This window comes from Microtetraspora malaysiensis, from assembly GCF_050947145.1.
In the GTDB taxonomy this organism is placed as follows: domain Bacteria; phylum Actinomycetota; class Actinomycetes; order Streptosporangiales; family Streptosporangiaceae; genus Microtetraspora_A; species Microtetraspora_A malaysiensis.
Map to the genome: position 1 here is coordinate 1,226,979 of NZ_CP191998.1, position 25,361 is coordinate 1,252,339.

General features: G+C 64.4%; 31 protein-coding genes and 1 pseudogene. 9 read left to right on the top strand and 23 right to left on the bottom strand.

What is annotated here, in order from left to right; all coding sequences use genetic code 11:
• Positions 1 to 12: 12 nt before the first annotated feature.
• Positions 13 to 678 (top strand): DUF4145 domain-containing protein, encoded by a 666-nt coding sequence (locus ACQP1V_RS06185; protein ID WP_433419717.1) that lies wholly within the window; start codon positions 13 to 15, stop codon positions 676 to 678.
• A 3-nt stretch (positions 679 to 681) separates the two neighbouring features.
• Here the strand turns inward: ACQP1V_RS06185 and ACQP1V_RS06190 are convergent, their stop codons facing one another.
• The 8 genes from ACQP1V_RS06190 to ACQP1V_RS06225 all read right to left on the bottom strand — a co-directional run bounded on the left by ACQP1V_RS06190 (position 682) and on the right by ACQP1V_RS06225 (position 6,290).
• A complete protein-coding gene (locus tag ACQP1V_RS06190; RefSeq protein WP_433419720.1) occupies positions 682 to 1,869 on the bottom strand; it encodes a tyrosine-type recombinase/integrase in 1,188 nt (395 codons plus the stop codon).
• On the bottom strand, positions 1,866 to 2,051 hold the full coding sequence (locus ACQP1V_RS06195) for a helix-turn-helix domain-containing protein (RefSeq protein ID WP_433419722.1): 186 nt from the start codon (positions 2,049 to 2,051) through the stop codon (positions 1,866 to 1,868). The genes ACQP1V_RS06190 and ACQP1V_RS06195 overlap by 4 nt, the downstream gene beginning before the upstream one ends.
• The gene (locus ACQP1V_RS06200) at positions 2,048 to 3,442 is read right to left on the bottom strand and encodes a replication initiator (protein ID WP_433419725.1); all 1,395 of its coding nucleotides are present in this window, start codon (positions 3,440 to 3,442) and stop codon (positions 2,048 to 2,050) included. The genes ACQP1V_RS06195 and ACQP1V_RS06200 overlap by 4 nt, the downstream gene beginning before the upstream one ends.
• Before the next feature lie 97 nt (positions 3,443 to 3,539).
• Positions 3,540 to 3,680 carry a hypothetical protein gene (locus ACQP1V_RS06205; RefSeq protein WP_433222945.1) on the bottom strand — a complete coding sequence of 47 codons (141 nt, stop codon included), beginning with the start codon at positions 3,678 to 3,680 and terminating at the stop codon, positions 3,540 to 3,542.
• Positions 3,681 to 3,685: 5 nt separating this feature from the next.
• The gene (locus ACQP1V_RS06210; RefSeq protein ID WP_157545489.1) at positions 3,686 to 3,847 is read right to left on the bottom strand and encodes a DUF3970 family protein; all 162 of its coding nucleotides are present in this window, start codon (positions 3,845 to 3,847) and stop codon (positions 3,686 to 3,688) included.
• A gap of 17 nt (positions 3,848 to 3,864) precedes the next feature.
• The gene (locus ACQP1V_RS06215) at positions 3,865 to 4,581 is read right to left on the bottom strand and encodes a DUF2637 domain-containing protein (protein ID WP_433419727.1); all 717 of its coding nucleotides are present in this window, start codon (positions 4,579 to 4,581) and stop codon (positions 3,865 to 3,867) included.
• Between the two features lie 22 nt (positions 4,582 to 4,603).
• Positions 4,604 to 5,956, bottom strand: a complete 1,353-nt coding sequence (locus ACQP1V_RS06220) for an FtsK/SpoIIIE domain-containing protein (RefSeq protein ID WP_433419730.1) — start codon at positions 5,954 to 5,956, stop codon at positions 4,604 to 4,606.
• On the bottom strand, positions 5,949 to 6,290 hold the full coding sequence (locus tag ACQP1V_RS06225) for a hypothetical protein (protein WP_433419732.1): 342 nt from the start codon (positions 6,288 to 6,290) through the stop codon (positions 5,949 to 5,951). The genes ACQP1V_RS06220 and ACQP1V_RS06225 overlap by 8 nt, the downstream gene beginning before the upstream one ends.
• A gap of 108 nt (positions 6,291 to 6,398) precedes the next feature.
• Here ACQP1V_RS06225 and ACQP1V_RS06230 point away from each other — a divergent pair, with 108 nt between their 5' ends.
• Positions 6,399 to 6,758 (top strand): GntR family transcriptional regulator, encoded by a 360-nt coding sequence (locus ACQP1V_RS06230; RefSeq protein ID WP_433419735.1) that lies wholly within the window; start codon positions 6,399 to 6,401, stop codon positions 6,756 to 6,758.
• A gap of 174 nt (positions 6,759 to 6,932) precedes the next feature.
• Here ACQP1V_RS06230 and ACQP1V_RS06235 read toward each other — a convergent pair whose 3' ends face one another.
• The 3 genes from ACQP1V_RS06235 to ACQP1V_RS06245 all read right to left on the bottom strand — a co-directional run bounded on the left by ACQP1V_RS06235 (position 6,933) and on the right by ACQP1V_RS06245 (position 8,736).
• Complete coding sequence (locus ACQP1V_RS06235) at positions 6,933 to 7,151, bottom strand: hypothetical protein (protein ID WP_433419738.1); 219 nt, start codon at positions 7,149 to 7,151, stop codon at positions 6,933 to 6,935.
• Positions 7,152 to 7,504: 353 nt separating this feature from the next.
• Entirely contained in the window at positions 7,505 to 8,428 is a 924-nt protein-coding gene (locus ACQP1V_RS06240) for an IS3 family transposase (protein WP_433419741.1), read from the bottom strand.
• On the bottom strand, positions 8,425 to 8,736 hold the full coding sequence (locus ACQP1V_RS06245; protein WP_433419743.1) for a hypothetical protein: 312 nt from the start codon (positions 8,734 to 8,736) through the stop codon (positions 8,425 to 8,427). The genes ACQP1V_RS06240 and ACQP1V_RS06245 overlap by 4 nt, the downstream gene beginning before the upstream one ends.
• Before the next feature lie 181 nt (positions 8,737 to 8,917).
• On the opposite strand from ACQP1V_RS06245, the gene ACQP1V_RS06250 reads away from it, so the two are divergent.
• Positions 8,918 to 10,183 (top strand): IS110 family transposase, encoded by a 1,266-nt coding sequence (locus ACQP1V_RS06250; protein WP_433413100.1) that lies wholly within the window; start codon positions 8,918 to 8,920, stop codon positions 10,181 to 10,183.
• Positions 10,184 to 10,374: 191 nt separating this feature from the next.
• On the opposite strand, the gene ACQP1V_RS06255 is transcribed toward ACQP1V_RS06250, so the two are convergent.
• Complete coding sequence (locus ACQP1V_RS06255) at positions 10,375 to 10,458, bottom strand: hypothetical protein (RefSeq protein WP_433425767.1); 84 nt, start codon at positions 10,456 to 10,458, stop codon at positions 10,375 to 10,377.
• Between ACQP1V_RS06255 and ACQP1V_RS06260 the strand changes: the two genes are divergently transcribed.
• Together ACQP1V_RS06260 and ACQP1V_RS06265 are read left to right on the top strand one after the other, a co-directional pair.
• Positions 10,420 to 11,127, top strand: coding sequence for an XRE family transcriptional regulator (locus ACQP1V_RS06260; RefSeq protein ID WP_433419746.1), 708 nt, complete (start codon positions 10,420 to 10,422; stop codon positions 11,125 to 11,127). The genes ACQP1V_RS06255 and ACQP1V_RS06260 overlap by 39 nt on opposite strands.
• 2 nt (positions 11,128 to 11,129) lie before the next feature.
• Positions 11,130 to 11,606 carry an NUDIX hydrolase gene (locus tag ACQP1V_RS06265; protein WP_433419748.1) on the top strand — a complete coding sequence of 159 codons (477 nt, stop codon included), beginning with the start codon at positions 11,130 to 11,132 and terminating at the stop codon, positions 11,604 to 11,606.
• Here ACQP1V_RS06265 and ACQP1V_RS06270 read toward each other — a convergent pair.
• The 3 genes from ACQP1V_RS06270 to ACQP1V_RS06280 form a co-directional block, all read right to left on the bottom strand.
• Positions 11,583 to 12,056, bottom strand: a complete 474-nt coding sequence (locus ACQP1V_RS06270; RefSeq protein ID WP_433419751.1) for an HD domain-containing protein — start codon at positions 12,054 to 12,056, stop codon at positions 11,583 to 11,585. The two genes, ACQP1V_RS06265 and ACQP1V_RS06270, sit on opposite strands and share 24 nt — an antisense overlap.
• A 199-nt stretch (positions 12,057 to 12,255) precedes the next feature.
• Positions 12,256 to 12,753 carry a GntR family transcriptional regulator gene (locus tag ACQP1V_RS06275; protein WP_433419754.1) on the bottom strand — a complete coding sequence of 166 codons (498 nt, stop codon included), beginning with the start codon at positions 12,751 to 12,753 and terminating at the stop codon, positions 12,256 to 12,258.
• The gene (locus ACQP1V_RS06280; protein ID WP_433419757.1) at positions 12,740 to 13,084 is read right to left on the bottom strand and encodes a hypothetical protein; all 345 of its coding nucleotides are present in this window, start codon (positions 13,082 to 13,084) and stop codon (positions 12,740 to 12,742) included. Before ACQP1V_RS06280 ends, ACQP1V_RS06275 begins: the two co-directional genes overlap by 14 nt.
• 161 nt (positions 13,085 to 13,245) lie before the next feature.
• On the opposite strand from ACQP1V_RS06280, the gene ACQP1V_RS06285 reads away from it, so the two are divergent.
• The gene (locus ACQP1V_RS06285) at positions 13,246 to 13,977 is read left to right on the top strand and encodes an XRE family transcriptional regulator (protein ID WP_433419760.1); all 732 of its coding nucleotides are present in this window, start codon (positions 13,246 to 13,248) and stop codon (positions 13,975 to 13,977) included.
• Positions 13,978 to 14,249: 272 nt separating this feature from the next.
• On the opposite strand, the gene ACQP1V_RS06290 is transcribed toward ACQP1V_RS06285, so the two are convergent.
• The 3 genes from ACQP1V_RS06290 to ACQP1V_RS06300 all read right to left on the bottom strand — a co-directional run bounded on the left by ACQP1V_RS06290 (position 14,250) and on the right by ACQP1V_RS06300 (position 15,883).
• Positions 14,250 to 14,423 (bottom strand): hypothetical protein, encoded by a 174-nt coding sequence (locus tag ACQP1V_RS06290; protein ID WP_433419763.1) that lies wholly within the window; start codon positions 14,421 to 14,423, stop codon positions 14,250 to 14,252.
• A gap of 172 nt (positions 14,424 to 14,595) precedes the next feature.
• Positions 14,596 to 14,772 carry a hypothetical protein gene (locus tag ACQP1V_RS06295; protein WP_433419766.1) on the bottom strand — a complete coding sequence of 59 codons (177 nt, stop codon included), beginning with the start codon at positions 14,770 to 14,772 and terminating at the stop codon, positions 14,596 to 14,598.
• A gap of 13 nt (positions 14,773 to 14,785) precedes the next feature.
• Entirely contained in the window at positions 14,786 to 15,883 is a 1,098-nt protein-coding gene (locus ACQP1V_RS06300; protein ID WP_433415704.1) for an IS630 family transposase, read from the bottom strand.
• A 302-nt stretch (positions 15,884 to 16,185) separates the two neighbouring features.
• Between ACQP1V_RS06300 and ACQP1V_RS06305 the strand changes: the two genes are divergently transcribed.
• Positions 16,186 to 16,404 carry a hypothetical protein gene (locus tag ACQP1V_RS06305; RefSeq protein ID WP_433419768.1) on the top strand — a complete coding sequence of 73 codons (219 nt, stop codon included), beginning with the start codon at positions 16,186 to 16,188 and terminating at the stop codon, positions 16,402 to 16,404.
• Between the two features lie 198 nt (positions 16,405 to 16,602).
• On the opposite strand, the gene ACQP1V_RS06310 is transcribed toward ACQP1V_RS06305, so the two are convergent.
• The gene (locus ACQP1V_RS06310; RefSeq protein WP_433419771.1) at positions 16,603 to 19,635 is read right to left on the bottom strand and encodes an N-6 DNA methylase; all 3,033 of its coding nucleotides are present in this window, start codon (positions 19,633 to 19,635) and stop codon (positions 16,603 to 16,605) included.
• A 137-nt stretch (positions 19,636 to 19,772) separates the two neighbouring features.
• Here ACQP1V_RS06310 and ACQP1V_RS06315 point away from each other — a divergent pair.
• Positions 19,773 to 20,192 (top strand): annotated as a pseudogene (locus ACQP1V_RS06315) (IS3 family transposase); the annotation flags it as partial.
• A gap of 149 nt (positions 20,193 to 20,341) precedes the next feature.
• Here the strand turns inward: ACQP1V_RS06315 and ACQP1V_RS06320 are convergent.
• From ACQP1V_RS06320 to ACQP1V_RS06330, 3 genes are all read right to left on the bottom strand, one after another.
• Positions 20,342 to 20,995 (bottom strand): hypothetical protein, encoded by a 654-nt coding sequence (locus ACQP1V_RS06320; RefSeq protein WP_433419774.1) that lies wholly within the window; start codon positions 20,993 to 20,995, stop codon positions 20,342 to 20,344.
• Between the two features lie 78 nt (positions 20,996 to 21,073).
• Positions 21,074 to 21,256: a tyrosine-type recombinase/integrase gene (locus ACQP1V_RS06325; protein ID WP_433419778.1), complete on the bottom strand. Its 183-nt coding sequence runs from the start codon at positions 21,254 to 21,256 to the stop codon at positions 21,074 to 21,076.
• Positions 21,257 to 21,497: 241 nt separating this feature from the next.
• Entirely contained in the window at positions 21,498 to 21,788 is a 291-nt protein-coding gene (locus ACQP1V_RS06330; RefSeq protein ID WP_433419780.1) for a hypothetical protein, read from the bottom strand.
• A gap of 220 nt (positions 21,789 to 22,008) precedes the next feature.
• Here ACQP1V_RS06330 and ACQP1V_RS06335 point away from each other — a divergent pair, with 220 nt between their 5' ends.
• Entirely contained in the window at positions 22,009 to 23,733 is a 1,725-nt protein-coding gene (locus ACQP1V_RS06335; RefSeq protein ID WP_433419783.1) for an AIPR family protein, read from the top strand.
• Between the two features lie 264 nt (positions 23,734 to 23,997).
• Here the strand turns inward: ACQP1V_RS06335 and ACQP1V_RS06340 are convergent, their stop codons facing one another.
• The gene (locus ACQP1V_RS06340) at positions 23,998 to 25,287 is read right to left on the bottom strand and encodes an IS256 family transposase (RefSeq protein ID WP_433412960.1); all 1,290 of its coding nucleotides are present in this window, start codon (positions 25,285 to 25,287) and stop codon (positions 23,998 to 24,000) included.
• Positions 25,288 to 25,361 lie beyond the last annotated feature (74 nt).

Below are 25,361 nucleotides of genomic sequence, written 5' to 3' on the forward strand. Positions count from 1 at the left end.
GAGAGGGAGCACATGAACGCCCCGTTCCTCATGGCCGTTTGCCCGAACTGCAAGCGGCCGGTAGCCGCGATGGAAGACCGCTCGGTGTCGTGCTACGACGACGAGGGACCGCCTTGTCGCGCCACGCTCATGTGCTGCGAGGAATGCCAGGAGCCTTTCGTGGTCCTGCAAGAAGCACTGAATGGGAGAGACTGGGACCAGCCGGACCTGCTGTGGCCGAACACCACAAAAGCTCTTCATCAGGCGATCCCGTTGAAGATTCGGAAGGAGTTCTCTGAAGCGACGCAGTGCTTCCAGGCTGGTCAGTACACGGCCACTGCGGTCATGGTCAGGCGAGTGATGGAGGGAGTATGCCAAAGCCACAACGCGACGGGGACTCTCTTCAAGGCCCTTGACGATCTACACAGCCGAGGCTTGATCGACAAGCGGTTACTGGAGTGGGCACACGAATTGCGGGCTCTCGGTAACGACGGGGCCCACTTCGGAGGCAAGCCGATCACGCGCCAGGATGCCGAAGACGCTCTGACCCTTGCGGAGGCGGTCCTGAACTACATGTACGTGTTCACGAGGCAGTACGAGGAGTTCAAGCAGCGCAGGGCGAAGTCCGTACCTCCTTCCGAAGAAGGTGCGTCGAATGGCTCGGCCTCAACTTGCGAGTCGGGGCCGGTCGGTGAGTGAACCCTAGGATGTCCGGCTGATCGAGGACGCGAAGATGTCCGCCGCGCTGGCCATCTGCTCATGGATCACATGGGCGTACACGCGGAGCGTGATCGCTGGGTCAGAGTGGCCGAGCCGGGCCGCCACCACATGGACCGGGACGCCTGCGAGCAGGAGTGTTGTCGCGTGGATGTGCCGAAGGTCGTGTAGCCGGGCGCGGGGGAGCGGCTTGCTGGGCTCCGTGTCGTTGTACGCCTTGATCAGGGTGGGCATCAGAGAGCTGACCGTGTCGGGATAGATCGGCTCTCCCCATCCGGTGGTGAACACGTAGTCGTCCGCGCCCTTCCACGACTCTCCGAGGCGGAGCCGGTCAGCTCTCTGGCGCCTCCGATGCTCGCGGAGGACCTCGACGGTCTCGGCGTCCAGGCTGACGACGCGGGACCGCCCGCCCTTGGTAGTGCCCTCGATCCTCTCGCCCTCGACCACGGCCGAGGAGCCCGTCACGCGGATCTGTGGCGTGTCCAGGTCGACATCTGCCCACCGCAGGTTGCACAGCTCGCCACGACGGGCACCCGTGTAGGCGGCGAGGTGGAAGAACGCGAACAGCCGATGACTCCTCGCAGCGGTGAGGAAGCCGCGGAGCTGTGCCGGAGCCCACACGGTGCCTGGCTCAGTGACCTGGGCACGCGGAAGCTTGGCGCGTTCGGCGGGGTTGCTGGGCAGGATCTCGTCAACGAGAACAGCGTCACTGAGCGCCTTGCGGAGCACGGTGTGCACGTTCTTGACCGTGTTCGGGGCGAGGCCCTTGCCGTTCCTGCGGCCGGCCGTCAGCAGATCCCGGTAGAGCTTCGTAAGGGTGGCCGGGCGTACAGCCTGAAGCCGTACCCTGCCGATGTTCGGCTCGATGTAGAGGCGGATCATTACACGGTATCCAGCAAGCGTCTTCGGCTTGATCTCCACGGCGTGGCCCTCGATCCACTCGGCGAGGTATTCCGCGACTGTGATCGCGTTCCGGTCGATGTATTCGCCGCGCCGTGCCTTGACCCGCGCCTCGTCACGGGCGGCCTTGGCATCGTCTTCAGTGGCGAAGCCGCTCACCCATTTAGGTTTGCTCTCGCCGGTCTCCGGGTCCTTGACACGGATCACGTACGACCAGGTGGTTCCGCGCTTCATGACGCCGTCGCGGAGCTTGGGCGTGGTCTTCTTGGTCATGCTGGGACCGCCTTTGATGCCAGGCGGCTGATGAAGTCGTGAAGTGAGGCGACGGGAATGCGTCGTGAACCGTCGATCCGGATGGAGTCGACCGCCCCAGAGGCGATGAGCTGGTAGAGCTTGCTCCGCGAGATCGCCAGGGCCTCAGCAGCTTCTGGCACCGTGAGGAGGAGCGGAGTCATCGGGCGCCGCCCCCGAAGTCCGCAGGAGCGGGAGGTATGGCCGTCCCTGTCAGAGAGGCGGCTACGAGAGCGTCGCCAGGGGTGAAGCCGCGTCCGATGTAGTGCCACTCGGCGACGATGAGGACGGTGTCTTCGTCGAAGAGGGGCAGGCGGCCGGTGGTGACGTCGTCGGTGATGGCGTGTTCGGCGCGGTCGGCCCGGATGTCGCCGAGGGTGGTGGAGTAGTGGCGTGACCTTGTGGAGAAGTGGCCGCGGAAGCCGAGCATGTGCGCCCACTGGGTCAGCCGGAGGTCGGCCAGGTCGTCGAGGGCACCGAGGCGGAGGCATTCGGCGATGAGCTGCCGGGCGTGCTCGCGTACGGGCAGCGCCGACAGGTCTTCGGTCGGGAAGACCCGGCGGTCGAGGGTGCCGACGCATTCGGCGGCCTTGGTGGCGTACTTGGCGATGTAGCCAGCGACGGCCTGTTCGGTCAGTTCGCCTTCGAGGGTGATGGGCCGGGTGTCGATCTGGCGGCCCCAGCGCAGGACTCGCGCCGGTTCCCCGTTTACGGCCGGGATTGTCGCGGTGACGACCGACGCGGCGTGCTGGACGGCTTGAGCCAGCAGGGCGAGGGTTGCCCAGGCCGGGGGTGTTGAGGTGGGGCCGTCTGGGCCGTCGAGTCGGATCACGGCGTGGAAGTGGACGACGCCGCGTCGCTGGTATTCGGCGACCTTGGCGAAGGAGACGACGAGTTGGGCGCGCATTTCGGCGAGGGTGAGGCCGCCGCTCTTGGCCAGGTGCCGGCGAAGTGCCTCAGCGAAGCGTTTCCACAGCAGCGGGGCTGTGGCGTTGAACAGCACTGAGCCCGTGTAGTCGTAGCAGTCGGGGCAGAGCGGTTCGCCGAGGCATTCCTCGTCGGCGCCGTGCCGGGTGGTGCAGGTCAGGATGCGCCCGTGTGGGCATCGTGTGGCGTCGCGGCGTGCGTGGCAGGGCTGGATCTTGCCGTTCTTCTCGCGGCGGGTGTGGACGACGCCGAAGGACGGCGCGGTGAGTGTGACGAACAGGCACGGGTGACCGGTCACCGTCTCGGGGACTCCCTTGCCGCCGACTAGGCCCGCGCGGATCAGGTGGTAGGTGTCGGCCCGGTAGGTCTCGGCGCAGGACGGGCAGCGGGAGGCGCGGCGGGTCTTGCATGGGACGCGAAGGACGCCGTCGGGTTCGGTGCGGGTGCTGTAGCGGTGGAGGAGTTCGCCGGTGGCCTGGTCCCAGTGCTCGACTCGGCCGCGTAGGTGGATCGGCTGTCGACAGCCGCCCGCGCGGCGGATCTGGGCTTCCCACCGGGAGTAGTTCGGGTCATCGAGCCGGGCGATAGCCCCGCGGATCGCGTGCGCATTGGTGAGAGATGCGGGCAAGATGGAGACCTCCTTTCACTCGTTGCGGGTGGAGGGATGGCCCCCGACCTGGCGCATGTCTTGGCGGATGTACGGCCAGGCCGGGGGCGCTGACGGTTCAGCAGAAGCCGAGCCCGTCACAGTGGCGGCAGGTGTCGCCGTAGGAGTCGAGGCCGCCCCCGCCGCAATGGCAGCACTGCCACCGCAGAGGCGTGATCTCCGTGGTCTCCGGAGGCGGAGCCTGCTCGGTGTCGTTCACGCGGATCACCTCCTCTCGCGGGGCGTGGTGGTGACGAAAACCCGCCAGTGATGCGGCCGGGTCCGGTCGAGGTAGGCCCGGGAGACGCCGGAGACGGTGAACGTCTGGCGCAGCCGGAACAGGGCGTCGGCGATCTCGGCGCGGGTACCGTCGAGGCGGATTCGCATGATCAGTTCTCCTTTCGTCAGGCGGGTTCAGATGCGGTCCGCAGGGTGCGGAGCAGGTCGGATGCGAGTTGGTTGGACACGCCCAGGCGGGCGCGCAGTAGGTCGCGGGTGATCGGCCTGCCGTGCTTGGAGTGGTGTTCGTCGGCCACCCGCCGGGCGTAGTCGACGAGCGCCGGGGACGGTTCTGGAGCGACGTCCTCGTCGGCAGGGACGGACACCGGTACGGCGGACGGGTCGCCGGACTTCGAGGACGAGCCGGGGACGGTCGAGGACGAAGAGGCCGGCAACGAGGACGAGCCCGCGACAGTCGAGGACGACGCCGGGACGGTGGCCGAGGACGGTTCAGGACGAGGTCCGGAAGCGCGACGCTCCAGCATCGAGACGGCGATGAGGAACGCCCCGGCCGGAGTTGCGGCGGTGAGCCAGCCCCACATGGTCGGTTCGGCTTGGTGGAGGTTGGCGGCCAGGGACAGGACGATCCCGGCGACCAGGACGAGCGTCGGCCAGGACGCCCAGCCCTGCCGTACCCGGCCGGTCTTCTTGTCCCGCTGGCGCTCCCGAGCCGCCATGACACAGGTGAGGTCGAGGCAGACGGCCACAGCCCAGGACATCCAGCCGGTTTGCCCGTGATCGGTGGCCGTGTCGCGGATGTGGGTGAACGATCCGGCACCCGCGATAGCGGCCAGGACCAGGACCGGCCCGGAGTCGAGCAGCCATGAGGCGAGGCGTCGCATCGTTACCCCCTTTCTGGTCGGTTCAGGCGGACAGGAGTTGGGACAGGTCGGCCTCATCAAGGCCGGTGGAGTGGCCGGGCCGGATGACCTCGGACCACTCCGGCGTCAGATGGGACCAGGTACGGGCCGCGTACTCGGCGGTGTGCTCGGAGACGTAGAAGGAGCGGGCGCGGTACCACTGGCCGTCCTGGGAAGCGACGATCGCGACGCCCGGTGTCTCGGCGGGGATCGCCCGCGCGGAGACGAGGGCGGCCGGGTCGAGGTCGCCGAGCGTCATGGTGGCCGTCTCCGGGTCGTTGACGCGGTGGCAGATTCGGCCCGAGCACTGCGCGCGCAGCGCGGTTACGCCGGGGCCGAGGTCGGAGCCGATCCGCTGACCGGACAGGAACAGATAGATCCCGAAGGCCCGCCCGAGCTGGCCGACCCGCAGCAGCGCTGTGGAGGTGCGGGCGACCTCGTCTTTCTTGGACTTGTCGGCCATCAGGTACAGCTCGGCCAGCTCGTCGACCAGGACCACGACGGGCACCGGCCGCACCGCCGGGGGCAGTTGCCAGATGTTCCGCGCTCCGGCCGTCCGGCACAACCCCATCCGGTCGATCATCAGCGCGACCAGGTCATCCAGCAGGCCCACGCTCTCGGCGCGGCTGGTGGCCAGGGCTGACAGGCGAGGGGCATAGGGAGTGAACTCCACGCCGCCCTTGAGGTCGAAGCCGACCAGCGCGACCGGTTGCGGGGCGAGCCCGACGATCAGCGCGTTCGCGAGGTTCGACTTACCGGACTGGGTCGCGCCCGCATTGATCCAGTGCGGGACGGTACGGAAGTCGATCGACCACAGGCCGCCGGTCTCCAGCCGCCCCACCGAGACTTTGAGTAGTTCGCCTGAGGGCGGGATGTGATCGACCCGCACCAGCGGATCACGCATGGTCGCGGCCAGAACCACCCGGCCTGGACGGGGCGAGGAGACGCGGACCGCGTGGACGCCCCAGGAGTGCGCGAGCCGTTCGGCGGCCTGGGCATAGTCGGTGGGAATCTGCCCCTCAAGCGTCCACAGGGTGACGCGCCAGCCGTGCCGGGTCGGGCGAGGCAGCCACATCCAGGGCTTGGTGTCGACCGCGACTCGCTGGAAGCGCCGTCGTACCTTGACGATGCCGGTTGAGGCGATCGCACCAGGGACAGTGGTGAACCACCAGCGTTGCCGCTTCTTGGTCAGCCCGCAGCCGAGAGCCACCTTCCGCCACGTCGCCCGGACCGTCAAAGCCACCACCGGGAAGCCGATGAGCAGCCAGAACGAGCGGTAGTGGAAGCGTCGCCAGGCCCAGAGCCCGGCCACCAGGGCGGCCAGGACTCCGAGCGTCTGGGCGAGCGTGTCAGGCATTGGCGCCCTCCTCGGCCGGGAGCAGCGCCGAGGCGCGGTAGGCGATGCCCCACTTCACCTCGCCGTCGCGGGTCTGTTCCCAGAGGTAACCGATCAGCCCGACGGGGTTGATCTGCTGACCGCGCGTGACCGGAGGTTCTCCGGAGATGCCGATCTTGACGAGTTCGATGCGGCCGAAGTCGTCTTCGACAGAGGTGATGACCTCGTAGACGGTCTGGCCGTTCTTGTCGGTCTTGACCTCGCCGGTGTGCTGGTTGAGCAGGCGCGGCCGTGGGTCCTTGACGCAGGTGAAGGTGAGCTTGGCCGTGTCGACCGGGATCGGGATGGCGCGCATGGTGGTGACCTCCTTAGGACTCGTAGGTCAACATAGTTAACCTAGTTGGCTTGGTTGTCAATGTTCTCTCGGTTGGCTTGGTCGGTCTCCTGTGCTGAGATAGGAGTGATGGTCAAGAAGACGGGACGACCGGGTTACCTCCAGATCGCCGACGATCTGCGCGAACAGATCCGCGGCGGGGCTCTCGCGCCCGGCTCGCCGCTGCCGTCGACCGCCCAGCTCGCCGAGCAGTACGAGGCCTCGCTGAGCATCGTGAAGATGGCGGTTGGGATCCTGCGGAACGAGGGCCTGGTCATCGGCCAGCAGGGCAAGGGCGTCTTCGTCCGGGAGGACGAGCGGCCCGTGGAAAGGCCGGCCACGGACTTGGCGAGCGAGGTCATCGAGCTACGCACCGCCGTACGGGACTTGTCGGAACGTCTCGCACGGGTCGAGTCGATGCTGTCTGAGTCCAGGAGATCCCCGAAGTAGAGCCGCCACGGGTGTGGCAGCCGGTCACCCGGCGGGCCAGCGACGCCGCCCGCCCATCCGGCGGAGCACCCAGGCTCATCGCCTTGTCCTCACGCCGGATGCCGAACAGAACCGTCACGTAACCGGCGCCCACGCCGCCCGACAGCAGCAGCGCCAGGATCAGGGGCAGGGTGCTCACGACCAGATCACCCCAGCCTGCGCGAAGCCGATCGAGCCGCGCGGGGGACGCCGGGTCGCGGCGCGCCGCTTGTTCTCTCTGCGCCGGGCCGTCTGACGGCGGGTCCACCGGTCACGAGCCAGGCACTTACGGCACCGGATCTGCCCCTGCTCCAGGAGCGCGCCGCAGTCGCAGCCGGGGGACTCCTCGGGCGGGTTGATCGTGGTGTTTGTCATGATCACATCTCCTTTCGTCGCGGTCGGTGCTGCGTTGTGACACCGAGATTGCGGCGAAAGGGCAGGACGAGATCACTACACGACGGGACATGTTCAAGACGTCCCGTCTACGATTGCCAGGTCCCTGGACGTCCTCGAACGTGGCAGGTGAGATGGCGAACGAGCGGTTACGCGCGGCACTTCTGGAACTCGGGGTGAGCATCGCCGATCTGGCGACCGCCATCGAAGTGGACCCCAAGACGGTCGAACGGTGGATCACCAAAGGCCGCGCACCGTACCGAAAGCACCGATACGCAGTAGCTACGCACCTGGGGATGGACGAGTGTCAATCCCCTGAAAACGTGGAGACGGTCCTATGCCACAGCGGCCCTCAGCAGGGCCGTTGAGGTTTGCCTCTTCTCGGTCATCTGATGCTCGAAGGTGATGGGCGACAGTCCGTCGTTGGCGCTGTGCCTCCTCCTTGTGTTGTAGAAGTCGGTGATCCAGGTTGCGATCTTCACGCGGGCCTCGGCCCGAGTCCGGAAGCGCTGCCGGTGCACGTACTCGACCTTGAGCGTGCTGTTGAACGCCTCGGCCGCGGCGTTGTCGAGAGCGCATCCCACCCGGCCCATCGACTGCACGATGCCGTGCTTGCGGCATTCGGCCTGGTAGCGGGTGGCGGTGTACTCCGACCCGCGGTCCGAGTGAAAAATCACCCCGTCCACATCCCCGCCCCTGGTGGCCATCGCCATCTGGAGTGAAGCGACGGTCAGCGCCGCGTCGTGGTGCTCGGACATGGCGTAGCCGAGCAGCCGGCGAGAGAACAGGTCCTCAACGGTGGCCAGATACAGCGGCCCTTCATCGGTATCGATCATGGTGCCGTCGCCGACCCACAGCACGTCCGGCGCAACCGCGGTGAATGTGCGGCCGACCAGGTCCGGCGCCGCTCGCCGTTTGCCCTGCCGGGTCAGCGACCGGCGCTTCTTGGGCGGGCGGCCGGCCAGCCCGAGCACGACCATCCGGGCTGCGACCGTGTTCTCCGACACCTTCCAGCCCTCGGCGTGCAGGTCCTGCGTGATCCGGGGCGAGCCGTAGGTGCCGCCCGATGCCGCAAACAGGCGCTTGATCTCCTCATCCAGACGTGCCCGCCGCTGCTCACGCGCTGTCGGGGCGGTCTGGCTGATGCGCTTTTTCCACTTGTAGAACCACGACTGCGACACCCCCAACGCCCGGCAACTGGTGGCGTGGTCGATGTCATGGTCGGTCTTCTGAGAGCAGATGAAGGCCGCCACGCTCACCGGCCCATCGCCTCTTTCACCCACAAGACCACTGAGCGCTTGAGGACATCACGCTCGTCTTCCAGCTCAGCGCGTTCCTTCTCCCACGCCGCCTTCTCGCGGGCGTGCTCCTTGACCAGCTCAGCCTTCTCCCGCCGCAGCCGCGCCAGCTCCTCGCTTTCGGACTCCTTCAGCGTCCCGCCTCCGCCGCCGTTACTGCCGGCCTGCCCGTTGGCGTGCCGGTCCATCTGCACCCAGTCATCCTGACCCTTCCACGGACGCCACACAGGCGTGAAAATTTGAGCGGGCTGCTCGCCGACGCCGGTCATAACGTGGGACACATCGATCCCGTCACTCAGTCTGGCGCTGGGGCCCCGACCTTGATGGGTCACGCACTGTTTGCTTCGAGCACGCCGGTCAGAATGTTCGGCTCCCGACCGAGGCCCCCGAGCAGCCCGCCACCACCCCCGGCCGACAAGGAGCGATCACCCCATGGCGATGAGAGAACCCGTGGAAGTCCCGGATGAGGAGCATGAACATCTCATCGAACGAGTCGCGGCGATCGATGTGGCCAAGGCGTTCGGCAAGGTGTGCACGCGGATACCGCACCCGTCCACGTCCGGACGCCGGGTGACCAAGGTGTGGGACGTGGAAGCCACCATGAACGCGGTCACCGAACTCAGCGACCGGCTGATCGAGTTGGGCGTGGAGAAGGTCACCGTCGAATCGACGGGCGACTACTGGCGGATCTGGTACTACGTGCTGGAGGCCCGGGGACTGAACGTGCAACTGGTCAACGCCCGTGACGTCAAGCACCTGCCAGGCCGGTCGAAAACCGACAAACTGGACGCGGTCTGGTTGGCCAAGCTCACCGAGAAAGGCCTGGTTCGGCCCTCGTTCGTACCCCCCAAGGAGATTCGGACGCTGCGTGACTACACGCGGATGCGCAGCGACCTGACCGCCGAGCGGACCCGGTACTGGCTACGGCTGGAAAAGCTACTGGAAGACTCCCTGATCAAGGTGTCGGCGGTGGCCAGCACACTGACCACAGCCTCCATCCGGGACATGATCGAAGCGCTCATCGCAGGAGAACGCAATCCACGGGTGCTGGCCGAGCTCGCCCGCGGCAGGATGCGCGCCAAGATCCCAGCACTGGTCGAAGCGCTCACCGGCCAGTTCGACGACCACCACGCCGAGATCGCGGCGCTGCTACTGGCCCAGATCGACGGTCTGGATGCGCAGATCGGCAAGCTCACCGCCCGAATCGAGCAGCTTCTAGACGATCTGCCTGCCGCGCAGCCACATCGCGCCTCGGGCGACAGCGGCCGGGACGGGAATTCTTCCACGAGCCCCAGTCACCATCCCGAGATCACCACGGCCAGTCAGCCGATGCTGTCGGCCGTGGAACGGCTCGATGAGATTCCCGGCATCAGCCCGGCGGTCGCTCAAGTCATCCTGGCGGAGGTGGGACTGGACATGAACCGGTTCCCCACCGCCGGCCATCTGGTGTCCTGGGCGAAACTATGCCCGCGAACGATCCAGTCCGGCGCCAAGAGCCCCACTGGCGGCCGGACCGGCAAGGGCAACCCCTACCTCAAGGAGTCCTCGGCCAAGCCGCGGCCGTGGCTGCCCGGACCGATAGCTTTCTCGGCGAACGCTACCGGCGCATCGTCAAACGCCGCGGCAAGCTCAAGGCTCTGGTCGCCGTCGCCCGGTCGATCCTGGTCATCATCTGGCACCTGCTCGCCGACCCCACGGCCAAGTACTTCGACCTAGGAGCCGGGTACCACGCCGACCGCGTGAACAAGGACAAGAGGATCCGCACTTACGTCCGGCAGCTCGAAGCACTCGGTCTGACCGTCACCCTGACCTCGGCCGCCTGACCCATACCGCTGTGGCAAACCCCGAACCGGCGATCACCGGCGGGGTTCGCTGCCGCGCGCTGGCTGAGGTGGATCATTTTCCGGTCAGTTGTGCAGCGTGTACTCGTTGATACCAAGGTCCCGCGCGACGTGCGAGACGGGTTTGCCGGTCTCCTTGACAATGCGCACCGCTCCAGCCCGAAACTCCGGATCAAAGCGGCGCCTCGTGGTACCTGCCACGACCAAACCTCTCCCGGTTCGGTCTCCACGCTAGGAGGGGAAGCTCACGAGAGTTACCTGTGGCCGGAGGCCCTGACCCGTGAACAGGTGGCTTCGGCGTCCGAGAGCGAGATCATCACCCTCTATCCACACCGCTGGGCAATGCCCAGGGACGCATGGGGACGTCTATTCAGCGCCGCGTCCGAGGAGATCGGCATCCTCGTCTACGTTGGCATGTTTCTCGCCGAGGATGCTGGCATGATCCGGCTGCTCCGGGAGAAGGCGACTGCCGGCGTCCGCTTACGTATGCTGCTCGGCGACCCCCAATCTGCTGAAGTAGTACGGCGAAGCGCAGACGAGGGGATTGGTGACGACGCCATCTCAACGAAGATCAAGAATGCTTTGGCCCTCTACAAGCCGCTCCGCGATGTCGCCGAACTCCGGATGCATAGCACTGTGCTCTACAACTCGATCTACCGGGCAGACGATCAACTGCTCGTCAACACCCACGTGTACGGGCAACTCGCGGCGAATGCTCCTGTACTCCACCTTCGGAAAGTAACTGGAGGCGACATGGTGACGACCTACCTGGAAAGCTTCGAGAAGGTGTGGGCGGGGGCGACACCGGTAGAGTACTGATCATGGCCACGCGGATCGACTTCCACAACGACCCGAACGCACCCCTGCCCAACAGCATGGTCCCGTCGGTGAATGCCGTGGTCGTTAACGATGTCGGCGAGGTGCTGATGATCCACCGAACCGATAACGACAATTGGGCGCTACCAGGCGGTGCGATCGACCTTGGGGAGTCGGTGCCGGAGGCCGCGGTACGCGAGACGTTGGAAGAGACTGGGATCTCGTGCGAGATCACAGGGCTGGTCGGCATCTACACCGATCCCAAGCATGTGATCCTCTACACCAGCAATGGCGAAGCCCGCCAGGAATTCTCCATCGTGCTCACCGCACGCGCCACCGATGGGGAGCCGACACCGAGCAGTGAGTCACGTGAAGTCCGATGGGTGCCTCGCGAGTCGGTGCTGTCGCTCCAGATGGACCGGGCCATGAGACTCAGGATCCGCCATTTTCTAGATCATCTAGAGCAGCCGTACATCGGCTGAGGACAACCGCTTTTCCACCGCCTGGACTGAGGACAGGATGCATGGCGTCGCCTTTTGGATGAAGGCACTCACCAAATGACCCTCACCATAGCGGTTACGGATCTCGGCAATCCGGTCCTCCACGTCCACTGGGACACCGTCGGGGCTGGTAGTCACGTCGCAGAAAGTCAGTGCCTCGACCAGGTCGGGCCGCTGCGGCGGGAATTCGTCTTCCAGAATGCTGAGCAGACCCCGATCCTTGGCTTCAATGGCGGCACAAGTGTGATGGGCCACCAGCGCGCAGAGCAGTTCATCGGCCCCGTGCGTGTCCCGTAGGTACCGGGCGCCGTCGATCGGATGGAATCCCGTGTCGACCAGATCCGGCGCATAGCCGATGTCGTGGAGCCATGCGGACATAGCGAGCAGCTCGGCGTCCTTGCCGAGGATCGGCGCGATCATCTCACCGCGCATCCCCACTCCTTGCGAGTGCTCCCAGCGGCGCGGCAACGAACGCGCGAGGAGCTCACCTGCTAGGTCACGGGCCCATGCGATATGTCTCATGCCGTTCACCATAGGCAGCATCGCCCGGAAGAGATCCAGAGCGAGACGTGAGACGTCCTAGGACGTCTCACGCATGTGAACCGACCGTTGTCTGAGGGGCGGCTTCTCACTAAGGCTTCGCGCAGGGCGTCTTGGTCCCGTCGCGTACGAACCTGCCCTTGCCGTGCCGGGACACGATCAGTCCCTCGCTCTCCAGCTCCGCGAACGCCTGCCGTACAGTGCTGCGGGCCGCGGAGAACAGCCAGCGAAGTTCGGCCTCACTGGGAAGGGCGTCGCCCGGCCCGAGCTCGCCCCGCTCGATCCGGCCGCGCAAGCTCTTCGCGATCTCCTGATAGCGATACGAGACCTCGGCCTCCTGAGCGGCGGGCAGTACGATCCGCCCCTTGGACGGGACCGTGAGGATCAACCCGCTCTCCTCCAGGGCCGTCAGCGCCCGACGGACCGTGTTCCGCGCCACGTAGAACTCTGCCGACAGGACCGCCTCTGACGGCAGCGTCGACCCTGAGTCGTACTCGCCGGAGGTGATGCGGTGGCGAAGCCGTTCGGCGATCTGGGCGTAGATGCGCCAGCCGGTCAGCGGCTTTGCGGGCTGATCAGGAGTGCGCACCGATGGCCTTGTCTAGGTCGAAGCCGATCTCGCCCTGTTCCCCCTCGTGCCAGCCATCCCGTGAGGCCTGCTCGATCCGGTCGGCCGCCGGCACCAGGCGCAGGCACGACACCCGCTCATCGCCCTGGTCGCCCCAGTAGAACCACAGGAACGCCAGGTGGACGTAGACGCGGCGGGGACGGAATCGGCTGTCCGGCACGTCCAGCGCGGGGCACCCTCTCTGGTCGACGAGCAGGACCGTGACGATGCCCCTCCGCTTGAGTTCGTCGCGCAGCTCCTCCAACAGCTGTTGCTGATAGGCGCGCTGCTGAATCTTGATCACGTTCACCATGGGTGACGCTCCCTCGGCTCGGAAATGGGCGGTTGTGGCCGCTTCCTGTGCCGACGAGCTTCCGTCACGGTCCGGAATCTCTACACCACGACTATGGGACGTCTAGGGACGTCTCGTGTTAGCGTCGCACGCAGAGCCGATCTCTCAGGAGGTACGCCCCCGTGAGTGAGAACCTTCGCCGCGCCCTCGCCGCTGCCAGGCTCCAGGCCGTCGACGTCGCCGCGGCTCTCGCGGTCGACCCCAAGACCGTGAACCGCTGGCTGAAAGGCCGCATCCCCTACCCACGCCACCGCTGGGCCGTCGCTGACCTTCTCCAGATCGACGAGGCCGAGCTGTGGCCCGAGGTCGCGACAGGTCGGCCGATCTCCGACGACGTGCGAGCGGTCTATCCACACCGCTGGGCTGTCCCGCAATCTGTCTGGCGTCGTCTCTTCCAAGAAGCCGCGGAGAGGATCGACATCCTGACCTACAGCGGCCTGTTCCTCGCCGAGGACGCGGGCATGGTCCGCTTGTTGGGCGAGCGAGCCCGCGCAGGCGTCCAGGTCCGCATCCTTCTCGGCGATCCAGACAGTCCAGAAGTAGCCGCCCGAGGACAAGACGAGGGCATCGGCCCCGACGTCATGGCCGCCAGGATCAGGAACGCCCTTGCTCTCTACCGGCAGCTCCAGGACGTCGAGGGCATCGAGACCCGGCTACACCGGACCGTCCTCTACAACTCGATCTATCGCGTCGACGACAGCCTTCTCGTCAACATCCACGCCTACGGGACCCCGGCCGCACAGGCCCCGGTCATCCAGGTACGAGCTACCGACCAAGAGGGCACCGCAGCGGTCTACCTCACCAGCCTCGAACGTGTCTGGGCAACCGCGGAACCAGCCGAGAGCAGGATCTGAGCCGATCGGCCCATGATCGAAAGCAACTTTTCTTCTCGTTATTAAAGCGGCCCGCCTGCGGCGGCCCGCACGCGCGCCGGTCGGCCAGCCGGCCGGGCATGCGGCTCTTCGGCCGGTCCCGGCCGTCGCCGCCCGCGCGCTCCAGGAACGCCGAGATGCGACGCCACAGACGGGCGAACGCCACCGGATCGAGTACGACGACCAGGGCGATGCAGCTGGTCCGCACAGAGACCGGGAAAAGTCGCAAGGGGCGAGCTGCTTGAACCGCTCGGTCACTCGATCCGGAGGAAGCCGCTGGCCGTCAGAGCGAGGGAACACCAGCCCGTGGTGTCGCCCGCTGCGAACCGCTCACGCCGCTGGGCGTTGTGGTGCGCCTTGAGCAGCGTCACAGTCTCCGCGTCCAGGGACACCACCCGGTGCCCGGCCTTGGACTTCGGAGTGTCCATGACGATCCGGCCTCCGAGCTGGAGGACCGTCTCTGCGACCTTGGCCGTCCGGTAACCAGGTCGAGGTCCTCTGTGCGGCCCGCCTGACGGGCGCAACCCGGCCGAGTGATTAGGGGGCGGGGCCGGGTTTGCGGGCGGGAGAAACGATCAGGGCGCCTTCTTGGTGTTCGGCTTAGCTGATGCTGTTGACCCAGATGCCGATCGGGATTGAGACGAGGGCACCGGCGATGAGACCCACAAGGAGGAGCATCCATTCGCGGCGGCGCTGGCGAGGACGCTCGGCGAGGGCGGCGGCTTCGGTTTCGGCGGCGGCGGCTCGGGCGATCTTGTTGGCCTGCTCGTCGCTCATCGCTAGTGGCCCGTCACGCAACCTTGGCCGGGTAACTCGTCCAGCTTCTGATCGGTGAGCTGGCAGCGAAGTTGGTCTTGGGCTCGGCTCGGGCGTTGCGCCAGCGCACGTAAGCGCCGATCGCCGCGTTCTGCTCGTCATGGGTGCGGTGGTCGGTGCCGTTCAGCGCGTAGTAGCGCAGCGCGGCGAACTCTGATTCGATCCAGTTCAACCAGGAGCCGTAGGTCGGCAGGAACACCAGCTCAACATCGTTGTCAGCAGCCCAGGTGCGGACCTGGGGATGCTTGTGCGGCGAGTAGTTGTCGGCGATCACATACAGCTTCTCGCCAGGCCAGCGGGCCCGCAACGTCTTGAGGAACGACAGGTATTCGCGCCAGCGCTTGCGCTTGCGGATCCGGTAGTACAGCTTGCCGGTGGCCAGGTCGAGCGCGGCGATCATGTGCATGACGCCGTTGTAGCGGTTGTAGGTGGCACGCAGCCGGGCCGGTGAACCCGCCGGCCGCCACCGCTTGCCCTTTCGAGGCATCAGGTTCAACGGCCCGAACTCATCGACGCAGATCACCCGCCCATCGGCGGGCGGGTGATCGTAGAGGTCCAGGACGCGCTGCATCTTGGCGATGAAGTGCGGGTCGGTGGAGGACTTCCACGTCGTGGTGGTCTGCCAGCTCACCCCGCCTTTACGGAGGATTCGCCGCAGGTGCTCGCGGCTGATCGCCGCCACCACCCCGCGAGTGATGAGGTGCTCGGCCAGGGTGCGCAGGCTCCAGGTGGAGTGTCCGGTGATGCCCCATTCGGCGGGGACCGTCTTGGCGATCAGGCAGATGTGTTCACGCACCTGGCTACTGATCGCTCGCGGACGGCCCCCGCTCCATTTTGGGTCCAGTGCGTCGAACCCCTTCTCGTTGAAGGCGTGGATGACATCCCGCACGTAGTCGTCGCTGACCTGCATCAACGAGGTGATGTCCGGGACGCTTTGGCCTTGGCCGGACATCATCACCACGATCGCCCGCCGCAGCTTGACCGGATCCTTCGCGCTCCGCGTGATCCGCTGCAGCTTGCGGCCTTCCTCCATGGTTAACGGCCGGACGAACACTTCCGGTCGGCGAGCCACGACCACCTCCCAACGTTGAAGAGGTAGCCAGCCTGACGGGTTCACCACCGGAGATCAATTACCCGTCCAAGATTCGGTGACGGGCCACTAGCTCGGGTACAGCATTGCGTATGACCTCGCCGGAGCGCGATTTCCGCATGAGCGCAGGGATGACCACGCTGGCAATAACAGGCAAGAGTTCAGACATGGGCCTTATTCTCGCCGGAGTGTAGGGCCGGGAATAGCGTTTCCGGCCGCGCGAACAAGATCGCTAATTTCATGTGTCAATGTCTCTTATCACATAAGATCATTAAAGAAGCTGCGTGAGCATCATCCTCGACCAGATCGGCATGCAGCCCGGAGAGGTCGGCGTGGCCGCCAGCTGGCGCACCGCCACCGGCACGCACCTGCGCCTCGTCCCTGTCTTCGACGACGACGACAACGCAGGCGTCCGCGTCTACGCCAAGACTGGCGAGGGCGGCTGGACCTTCTTCGACTGTCACCCCCACCGTGGCCTCCCTCCTCGCCGACGTCCTCGGTGAGATCGACCGCAGCCGCGCCGCCGACGAGATCGGCGAACTGGTGATCGCGCTCGTCACTATCACTGTTCGATGACGACGAACGCTCTCTCCACACTGTGGAGAGAGGCCAGCGCTCCATGTCGGAGATCTCGAAATCTGGCCTCTACTCCCTGATCCTCCGCTCACGGAAGCCGGAGGCGCGGGCGTTCAAGCGGTGGGTTATTGGTCTAGGAGTCCGACCACCAACTCGTCAACCTCCTTGGCGTAGTGTCCCTCCGCGAGCGCCTTCCGAACGACCTGTCGGAGTTTGACGAAGCCCTTGTTCTCGTCAAGTTCAAGAGCTTCCACGAGTGTGGCTTCCAGTCTTCCGAGTGTGGCGAGGCGTGCATGCACCTCATTGCTCGGGTCGTAAAGCGGAATGGGGAGCTTCCAGATGTGCTTGTCGATGTCCCGTTCGTCTTTTCCGTATGACATCAGCGGCCTAACGAGCTGCGTGAGCGCTGGGCAGTTGAGAATGGCACACAGATAGAGGCCTTCGTCGTAGCTGGTCACTGTGGCCCAGTAGAGCTTGTGCTCGCAAACGGCGGATTCGTTGTCCACTAGAGCGGCAACGACATGCATGCCGGAGGCTCCATAGACCACACGCAGCGGTGGGGGCGGAAGTTGCCCTGTCAGACCCCTGCGAAAGTCGATTCGCTCCCGAAGCGTTAGGCGGTCGCTAGATCGGTGGCATTCCCACTGACTATCGACGAATCGCCACCACTCTGCTAGGCCGGGGTAGAGATCGAGTCTCGGGTCTTGAGTGTCTAGCAGCTGGTTGCCTTCAATAGGAAGTACGGCTTCTTGTGGAGGCAGAACCTGGTAGGGAAGAATGCTCTCACCAAGTAGTACAGGTCGTACGAACTCGCTCTCCACGACCCCTGTCACGTCAGGGAGTTTTTTCCACTGTGCTTTCTCGGTGCTGCTGCGTTTTGATCTGACGGCGCGACGCCCGGCACCGTATCCCAGAGGATCTGCCGGTTGCGGCTGGACGAAGAACAGGACTTTCGGGAAGATCGTAGCGCCAGCGCTGAAGCGGCTGCCGTAAGGTGACGGTCCCTCGGTCTCGGTGTTGCTGATGACGAGTGTGGCCGGTTCGCGCTTGAGGTATTGTTTGACAGCTTCCCAGGAGTGGGCGCCACGTGGAAGATTTCCTGTCCAGCGTACGGTTTCAGTGGGCAGGGCGTGTGGATTGCTTTGCGTTCTCTCGCCGAATACCACGGATCCTCCGCGGGGGAAGAAGTGCGGCCGGATACGGCGTAGGTCCCATGATCCGGAGAACGCCGCAGCCACCTCTTCCGAACCGTCCGAGTACTTGCCTGAGCGGAAGCCTGCGAAGTATCCACGGTCTAGGACGGCGTTGGGTAGGACGAAGGCGAATGATCCGCCGACCTTGAGGTACTGCTGAACGGCGCGGGCGACGAAGAGCCCTGACAAGTCCTGGTGTGTCGCAACGGTCCTGCCGTGCCACAAGTCCCGTGCTTCGGACATCTCGCGGAAGGTTTCTTGCATGTCTGTGGGCATGTACCGGTATGAGAGCCACGGAGGGTTGCCCACGAGGACGTCCACGCGGTTTTCCGCCCGGCCTAGCCAGACGGGCCGTACGAGGTTACGGATGTAGTAGCTCCAGATGTGGTCCCGGTCCTCGTCCTGCAGGCGGCATAGCACCTGGAAGCTCTCTTTGACCGCGGGCTGGTCAGCCTCGGCGATGGCGAGACGCTTGAACAGGGCGTTCAGCGATGGGACGGCGCCCTTCGCGCGGTTCTTGCCAGCCAGGGTCGCCATCTCGGAGATGAGTCGGTCGAACCGGCCTGCATCGGCGAGAAGGTGGTCTGGGAAGCGTAGTTCGTCCTCGTACAGCTGGCTGCCGATGCCTGTAGAGATGAGCAGGTGGTCTTGGCTGAAGAGGTCTACCCGCTGAGTCCATTGGACGCTGTCTCCGAGGTAAATCGGGACAGTAATGGGGCCGCGACGCTGATCGATGAGACGGTGGCGGCCGATGGCCAGTAGGTATGTGACCCTGGCAAGTGCGACGGCCACGGGGTGCAAGTCGATGCCCAGGACGTGACTGGTGAGTCCAGACAGTGCGGTGGCGAGCGGGATCCCGGCCTCTTCGGCGGCTGCCAGGTGGCGGCGGACGGCGTGGAAGAGGAACGTTCCGGAGCCACATGCTGGATCCAGTACTCGCTGGTTGAGTGGGTTGGTAACGACCTCGGCGACTACCTGGTCGGCGAGCCAGTCGGGGGTGTAATACTCCCCGAGACGCTTGCGGGTCTCGCTCCCAATGATCGATTCGTAGAGGACCTTGAGCACGTCGTGCTCGACGTTCGCCCAGTCGAACCGGGCCAGCCGCCGCGCGAGGGTGCGGATGAAGGACTCACCTCCGGGTACCTCCAGGACCCAGTCGAAGAAGTCCTCTTCGACCACTCCGTAGATCTGAGCCAGGGCGAAGCGCTGGCCGGCGAGTAGTGTGGCGGGCTGCATGTCGGTGACGTCCAGGCCGAGAACGAGATGGGCGATGATCTCGGCGCTGTTGACCAGCAAAGTGTGCTCGAGGAACAGCTCGTCGTCGCTGAATTGAGTACCCAGAGCGCTGCGGAGAAGCTGCGACCACAGTTGCCGCTTGAGCTGGACGGTGGGGAGCTGGCCATGCGCTTCGTACAGAGCCGCCAGGTTCGCCCGATCCAAGCTGTAGGAGGCGCTTTCGGCACCGAGCCGGTCGTGAATCTCGCTGGGGGTCGGTGGCACGTTCCGGCGCGTTGCGAGTACGCCTTCTAACCATCTGAGCAGCGCTTGCAGGTCTGGACGTCCGGTCTTGAGCGTGTAGCGTGTCGCCTCGACCAGGATGTCGTTCTCAAGCTGGTAGGCCCGCCATTCGGCTCCATCAGTGAGGATGCCGACGTATCTCTGTCCGGTCTCGCGAGTGCGCGTGGCAACGTAGTCGCCGAGTTGGACCTCCGCTTCGCGGACGACGGTCTCGCTCAGATTCTTCTTAACTTCGATGACCGTGTATCCGACCTCGACATCGATTCTCCGCCGGTTGCCCACCTGGGCTTCGAGGTTGACCTCTAGGTCATTTTCGGCGAGGTTCAGCCCTCCGGTGAGAAGGATCTGGCGCACGTCGGCCTGGATTGTTGCCTCGCTGCGGAGGGAGTTACGGCCAGCAAGGCGCTTCAGAAGGTCCTCAACGTCTTCACGCTCAACGGTAGGCACATTCGTGATCTATCACGCGGGAATCGATCTTGGAATACAAATGGACGGTTTTGATGTCAAGTCGGCATCACCGCGCTCGCCCGCTGAGGAGACGGTTCCACCAGCCGTATGCCTCTTTGCGGCGCCAGCGGTCCGCAGCGCTGGCGGAGGAGATCAAGCGGATCCACGATGAGTTCGACGGCACCTACGGCAGCCCGCGCGTCACCGCCGAACTGCGTGCCCAGGGGCGGCGGGTCAACCGCAAGCGGGTGACACGGGTGATGCGTGTCTTCGGCATCACCGGGCTGTGGCTGCGCAGGAAGGTGCGCACCAAAGTCAGCGAGCCGTCGCACCAGAAGGTGCCCGACCTGCTCCAGCGTGACTTCACCGCGCCCGCGCCCGGCCGGCGTTATGTCGGCGACATCACCTACCTGCCGCTGGCCGACGGTGGGTTCCTCTATCTGGCGACCGTGCTGGACCTGCACTCGCGCCGCTTGGCGGGCTGGTCGATCGCCGATCACATGCGCACCGAGCTGGTCGCCGACGCACTGCGGGCCGCCCAGGCGGCGCGCGGCAGCCTGACCGGGGCGACGCTTGTGGCCGTCTGCGTAGGAAAGGCAGGCCCCTCGTTGAACAGTAAGAACGCCCCGAGCCGATCATGGCCCAGGGCTTTTTGATCTCCAGTGACAGCAACGCTGACAGCAACGAGCCGCACGCTACGGAGCAACTACCAGTCGGCTTCCCGCGCCATCTCGGCCTCGTGCTCGCTCCTGAGATCCAACATTGAAGAGATGCCCGTCTCTGCCGCATCGAGGAAGCAAGCGACGCCTTCCATGGCCTCATGGAAGCGGCGCATATGGATGCGCCTCACTCCGGCCAACGTCGGTGCTCCGTTGACGGTGACTGGGTAGCGGAAGTGTTGAGCCGTTGGGTCGAGTGCATGCAGTTGGCGGAGAACCCGCTGCACGTGATCCAACTCGTCTGAGTCGTCAGCGCAGCCCGCCTCTTCGAGGAGCGCGCGGGTCGTACGCCACAACTCGTCGATACGGTGCGTCTTCTTGAGACTCTCAGATGGCTGCTCGAGGTAGGTGTGTAAATAGGTGATGAGAGATTTGAGCTGGATCTCTGCGTAGTGACGCCAAGACGTCAGGAACGGGAAGATGAGGGTATCTTGACCGTGAGCGGTGGAGTGGATCTGGTTGACGATCAGGTGTGCCGCTTGGCGGAAGCCCTCGACATACCCATGCCACTGTCCTTGCTGCCAATCGATGCAGGCCACGAACCACCAGTCATCATCTTCCGCGAGAAGATCCGCGTCTGATGAGGGCCATGCGGTAGGCATAAGCCCCTCTAAATGATCAATATCTTGGTTGATATCCATACGGCGATTGTGCTCCAGATAAAACAACACCTCGACCGGTTTTGACGGTCGAGGTGTCTCACTCGGTGCGGCGGTGGTTTAGCTCAAGGTAGCTCCAAGCGTGCCAAGAGCGCTCCGCTTGTCGTCGAGCGAGGCGTGAGCGTAGATCGTCATCGTGACGTCGATGTCGCTGTGGCCGACGATGGCGCGCACGACCTGGGGCGGGACGCCGAGGTTGAGTAGGAGCGTCACACACATGTGGCGCAGGTCGTGAAAACGCATCTCTCCGAGTCCGGCAGCCTTGGGAATCGCTCCCCAGCTCCGCGGAGGTTGTCCGGCTCTATCGGAGTACCGCCAGGGAGGGGAAGACGAGGCCGTGATCCTCCCAGTCGGGCCACCGGGTCCGAGCGCTCCGCGAACTGCCGGCGCCGGTGCTCACGGAGCGCCTCAACGCAGATCAAGTGGAGTGGGACCGTTCGCGCCGAGTCCTCGGTCTTGGTCCGGACAAACTGGAGGCGGCCCGCTACCCGCTGGAGAGTTTGGACGACTTCGAGCTTCTCGCTGTCGAGGTCGACGGCTTCCCAACGGAGGCCGAGCAGTTCCCCACGCCGGAGGCCGAGGCACAGCGCAGGACGTAGAGCGCGTACGTCCGATCCTCGGCAACCGCCTTGAGCGTCGCGCGAGCCTGAGGGACCGTGAGGCCGCGGTTGACCTTGTACTTCGGGACGGGCACCTTGACGAGCTTGGCCGCGTTGCGCGGGGTGCTCTCTTCTCGGGCGGCGCGCTCAAGAGCGTTCCGCAGTACGGCATGCACTGACTGAATCATGCGCGCGGACAGGCGGGACTCGCAGCACTTGCCGCCCTTTGCGGCGCAGCACTTCGGAACCTTGCGGGAGGCGTCCCAGCCGATTGGACGCATGGCGTAGAAAGCTACGCCATGCTTTCTTAGCGGAAGACTGGGACAGGAGCGTTTCGTAGCGATATGATCAGCTAAGCATGTGCGCTGCCGATACAACAACTCTACGGGAATTCTAATGAATCCACTCATCAAGGGCCTGTTTAAGAAGTTTCGAGAAACTGAAGAGCTCTCGGCATTGGAGGAGGCGGATGCCTTTGAGTTGTTTAGCGCTACTTTGATTCTCCCCGATGAGCTGATGTCGCAGTCGGAGAAGACGGATTTCCTGCTAGACGCAGGCAGTATAGGAATCGATATTATAGCGCTAGAAATTAATGGCCAGCTAGCCCGTGATACTGATGATGTCAGAGAGATATGTGGGCAGGCCTCACAGATTGACGTTTCGCTGTATCTAATTCAAGCGAAGCAGTCGGCTTCTATATCGAGCGTCGACATTCTCGGTTTTGGTGATACGGCAAAGAAGTTCCTCTGTAATGAGGGCGGGTTCTCTAATTACCCTCGCCTCGAAGAGCTCGCGAGCGCCTTTGCGCTTGTGTTCGAGGACTTCGCCACAAGCCTCCGGCATCCTCCGACGGTCTATCTATCGTTCGTTACAACTGCGTCAAAGGGTTCTGTAGAGGATCCCGTGGTGCGGGATCGGGCCGCCTCGGTTGAAGGGCAGATAGCAAATCTTGGATTTCTTGGAAGAGTTTTTGTTAACGTTTACGGGGCAGACGAGCTCCATGAGGCGTGGTCCAAGAAGAATCACGCGAACGAGGTAGAGATCCAGCTCGAGAAGCAAGTTAATCTCCCCAAGATGCCGGGCGTGGATCAAGCTATATTGGGAGTTGTCTCGGTATCCGAACTCCTAAAGCTGGTGCAGGGTACGGATGGAGCTCTGGATGAGCGTGTTTTCTACGACAACGTTCGAGGCTTCAAGGGTGAGGACAACCCGGTCAATCGACAGATTCTCAGTACCCTTTCCACCCATGAACGTGACCTGCTGCCGGTATTAAATAACGGTGTTACGGTCGTCGCATCCTCTTATTCGCCGAAGCCTGGCGATGCGGTGGCAATATCTGGATTCCAGATAGTCAACGGGTGTCAGACTAGTCACTGTTTGTACTTGTCTCGGGATATGTTGGGCGACCAAATTGTATCGGTATATGTTCCGATCCGACTGGTCATCACGGGGGATGAAGATGTCGCCACGCGCATTATTAGGGCAACCAACTCCCAGACGGAAGTCCATGAAAACGACTTAGTTGCACTGACTAAGTTCCAAAAGAAACTGGAAGATTTCTACACTCTGGATACTCCAGAAGTGAATCTGACTTATGAGCGTCGCAGCGGGCAGTTCTATAGTGCGGCGGTGACAAAGAGGCGGGTAGTCACGATTAGTGATCAGATGCGGGCAATCTCGGCCGTGTTCCTCGATAGCCCGCATGCAGCTGCTCGCTACCCTGCTCGCTTGTATGCCGAGGTAGGGAAATCCATCTTCCAAGAAGAGCATAAGCTCCTCCCGTACGTTGCAAGCGCCTACGCTGCGTACCGTATAGAGAACGCTTTTAGGGCGGGGCTGGATCCTGTCTATAAGCCCGCTCGCTATCACATTCTCATGGCCTATAAGTATCAGGTGCTCAATGGACCATCGGCTGCCCTGAACGCGCGGAAATGTGAGACTCAAAGCGAAACGCTCATTAGCGCTTTGAAGCAACCCGATCAAGTCGACTTGTTCCGTAGCGCTGCGGAAAGCGTCATGGCTGTTGCGGAAGGTAGATTTCCGACTCGGGACCGACTTAAGCGAGAGCGGTTCACTCAGGAATTGATTGCATATCTCATGCAGAGGATTGAAAACTCCTGAGGTATGTGCCCTTGGGGCACTGTTTCGCAATTGTCACGGGCTCTCGTCTGCTGGCAGAGCCATTCGATCTCCCGCCAGAAGCGTGGGCATGTCGTCGAACGAGACCGGACGGGCGTATCGGGTCGGTCTGAGGCGAGTTGTTACCTCATGGATACCCTCGGGGAGTTCCTTGCTCAGGAGTCGGCGCACGGACATACGACCTCATGACGCGAGACTCCTAGATTTGCCCCGGAGCAATCGTCAAGACCTGTGGATCACGAGTTTCTAAGCAGCTGCCGGTGAGGGCTGATCGTCGGGACGTTCGACGAGCCTGCCGTTGATGAAGGTCGCCCCGGCACGTACCAGGGCGACGAGGTGGGGAGCGTTGACCGCGCGCCAGCGGGCCTGGGCCGACTCGATCAGCTTGAACGCCATGGCCAGCCCAGCCGCCCGGGACCCAGGGCCTTTGGTGACCTTGGTGCGGTGCCGGACCGTGGCGAACGTCGACTCAATCGGGTTGGTCGTGCGCAGATGCACCCAGTGCTCTGCGGGGAAGTCGTAGAACGCCAGCAACTCGTCCAGGTCGTCGACGACCTTGGCCACGGCCTTGCCGTACTTGGCGCCGTAGGCGGCCTGGAACTCCTTCACCGCCGCGTGGGCGTGGTCCTTGTCCTCGGCGTTCCAGATCTCCGCCAAGGCCTTCTTCGCCCCTGGCTGAGCGGATTTCGGTAGAGCCGCGAGCACGTTGGCGATCTTGTGGAACCAGCAGCGCTGAGCCCTGGCCTGCGGGAACACCTCACCCAGCGCAGCCCAGAACCCGAGCGCGCCGTCCCCGACTGCTAGGACCGGGGCGCGCATTCCCCGACGCTTGCAGTCACGCAGTAGATCGGCCCAGGATTCGGTCGACTCGCGGTAGCCGTCCGATAGCGCGATCAGCTCTTTTCGGCCGTCGGCGCGCACGCCGATCATCACGAGCAGGCACAGCCGCTGCTCTTCCAGACGGACGTTGACGTGGATGCCGTCGGCCCACAGGTAGACGTAGTCCACTTCGGATAGGTCGCGGGCGGCGAAGGCGCGCTGCTCGGCCTTCCACTGCTCGGTCAACCGGGTGATCACCGGTGCCGATAGCCCGGCGGACGAGCCGAGGAACTGCCCCAGCGCCGGGACGAAGTCCCCGCTGGACAGGCCGTGCAGGTAGAGCAGCGGCAGCACCTCGGTGACCTTCGGTGTCTTGCGTGCCCAGGGCGGCAGGATCGCGGAGGAGAATCGCTTGCGTTCGCCGGTGACCTCATCGGTGCGTTTGTCGTTGACGCGTGGCGCTTGGACCTCGATCGCGCCGGCTGCGGTGAGCACTTCCCGCGGCTGGTGGTAGCCGTTGCGCACGACCAGACGGTGCCCGGCCTCGTCGCGCTGGTCGGCGAAGGCGGCGATGTAGGCGTCGACCTCGGCTTTGAGTGCTTCGGCGAGCATCCGGCGGGCGCCTTCGCGGACGATCTCGTCGATCAGCGAGGAGGAGACGGGGCCATCAGCCGGACGGCGGTCGCCGCCGGCGGGGTCAGGGACTACGGTGAGCATCGGGTGTGCCTTCCCAGCCGACGTTGGCGCGTCGGCCATGCGTGAGAGACCTCAAACGATCACCGGGAAGGTAC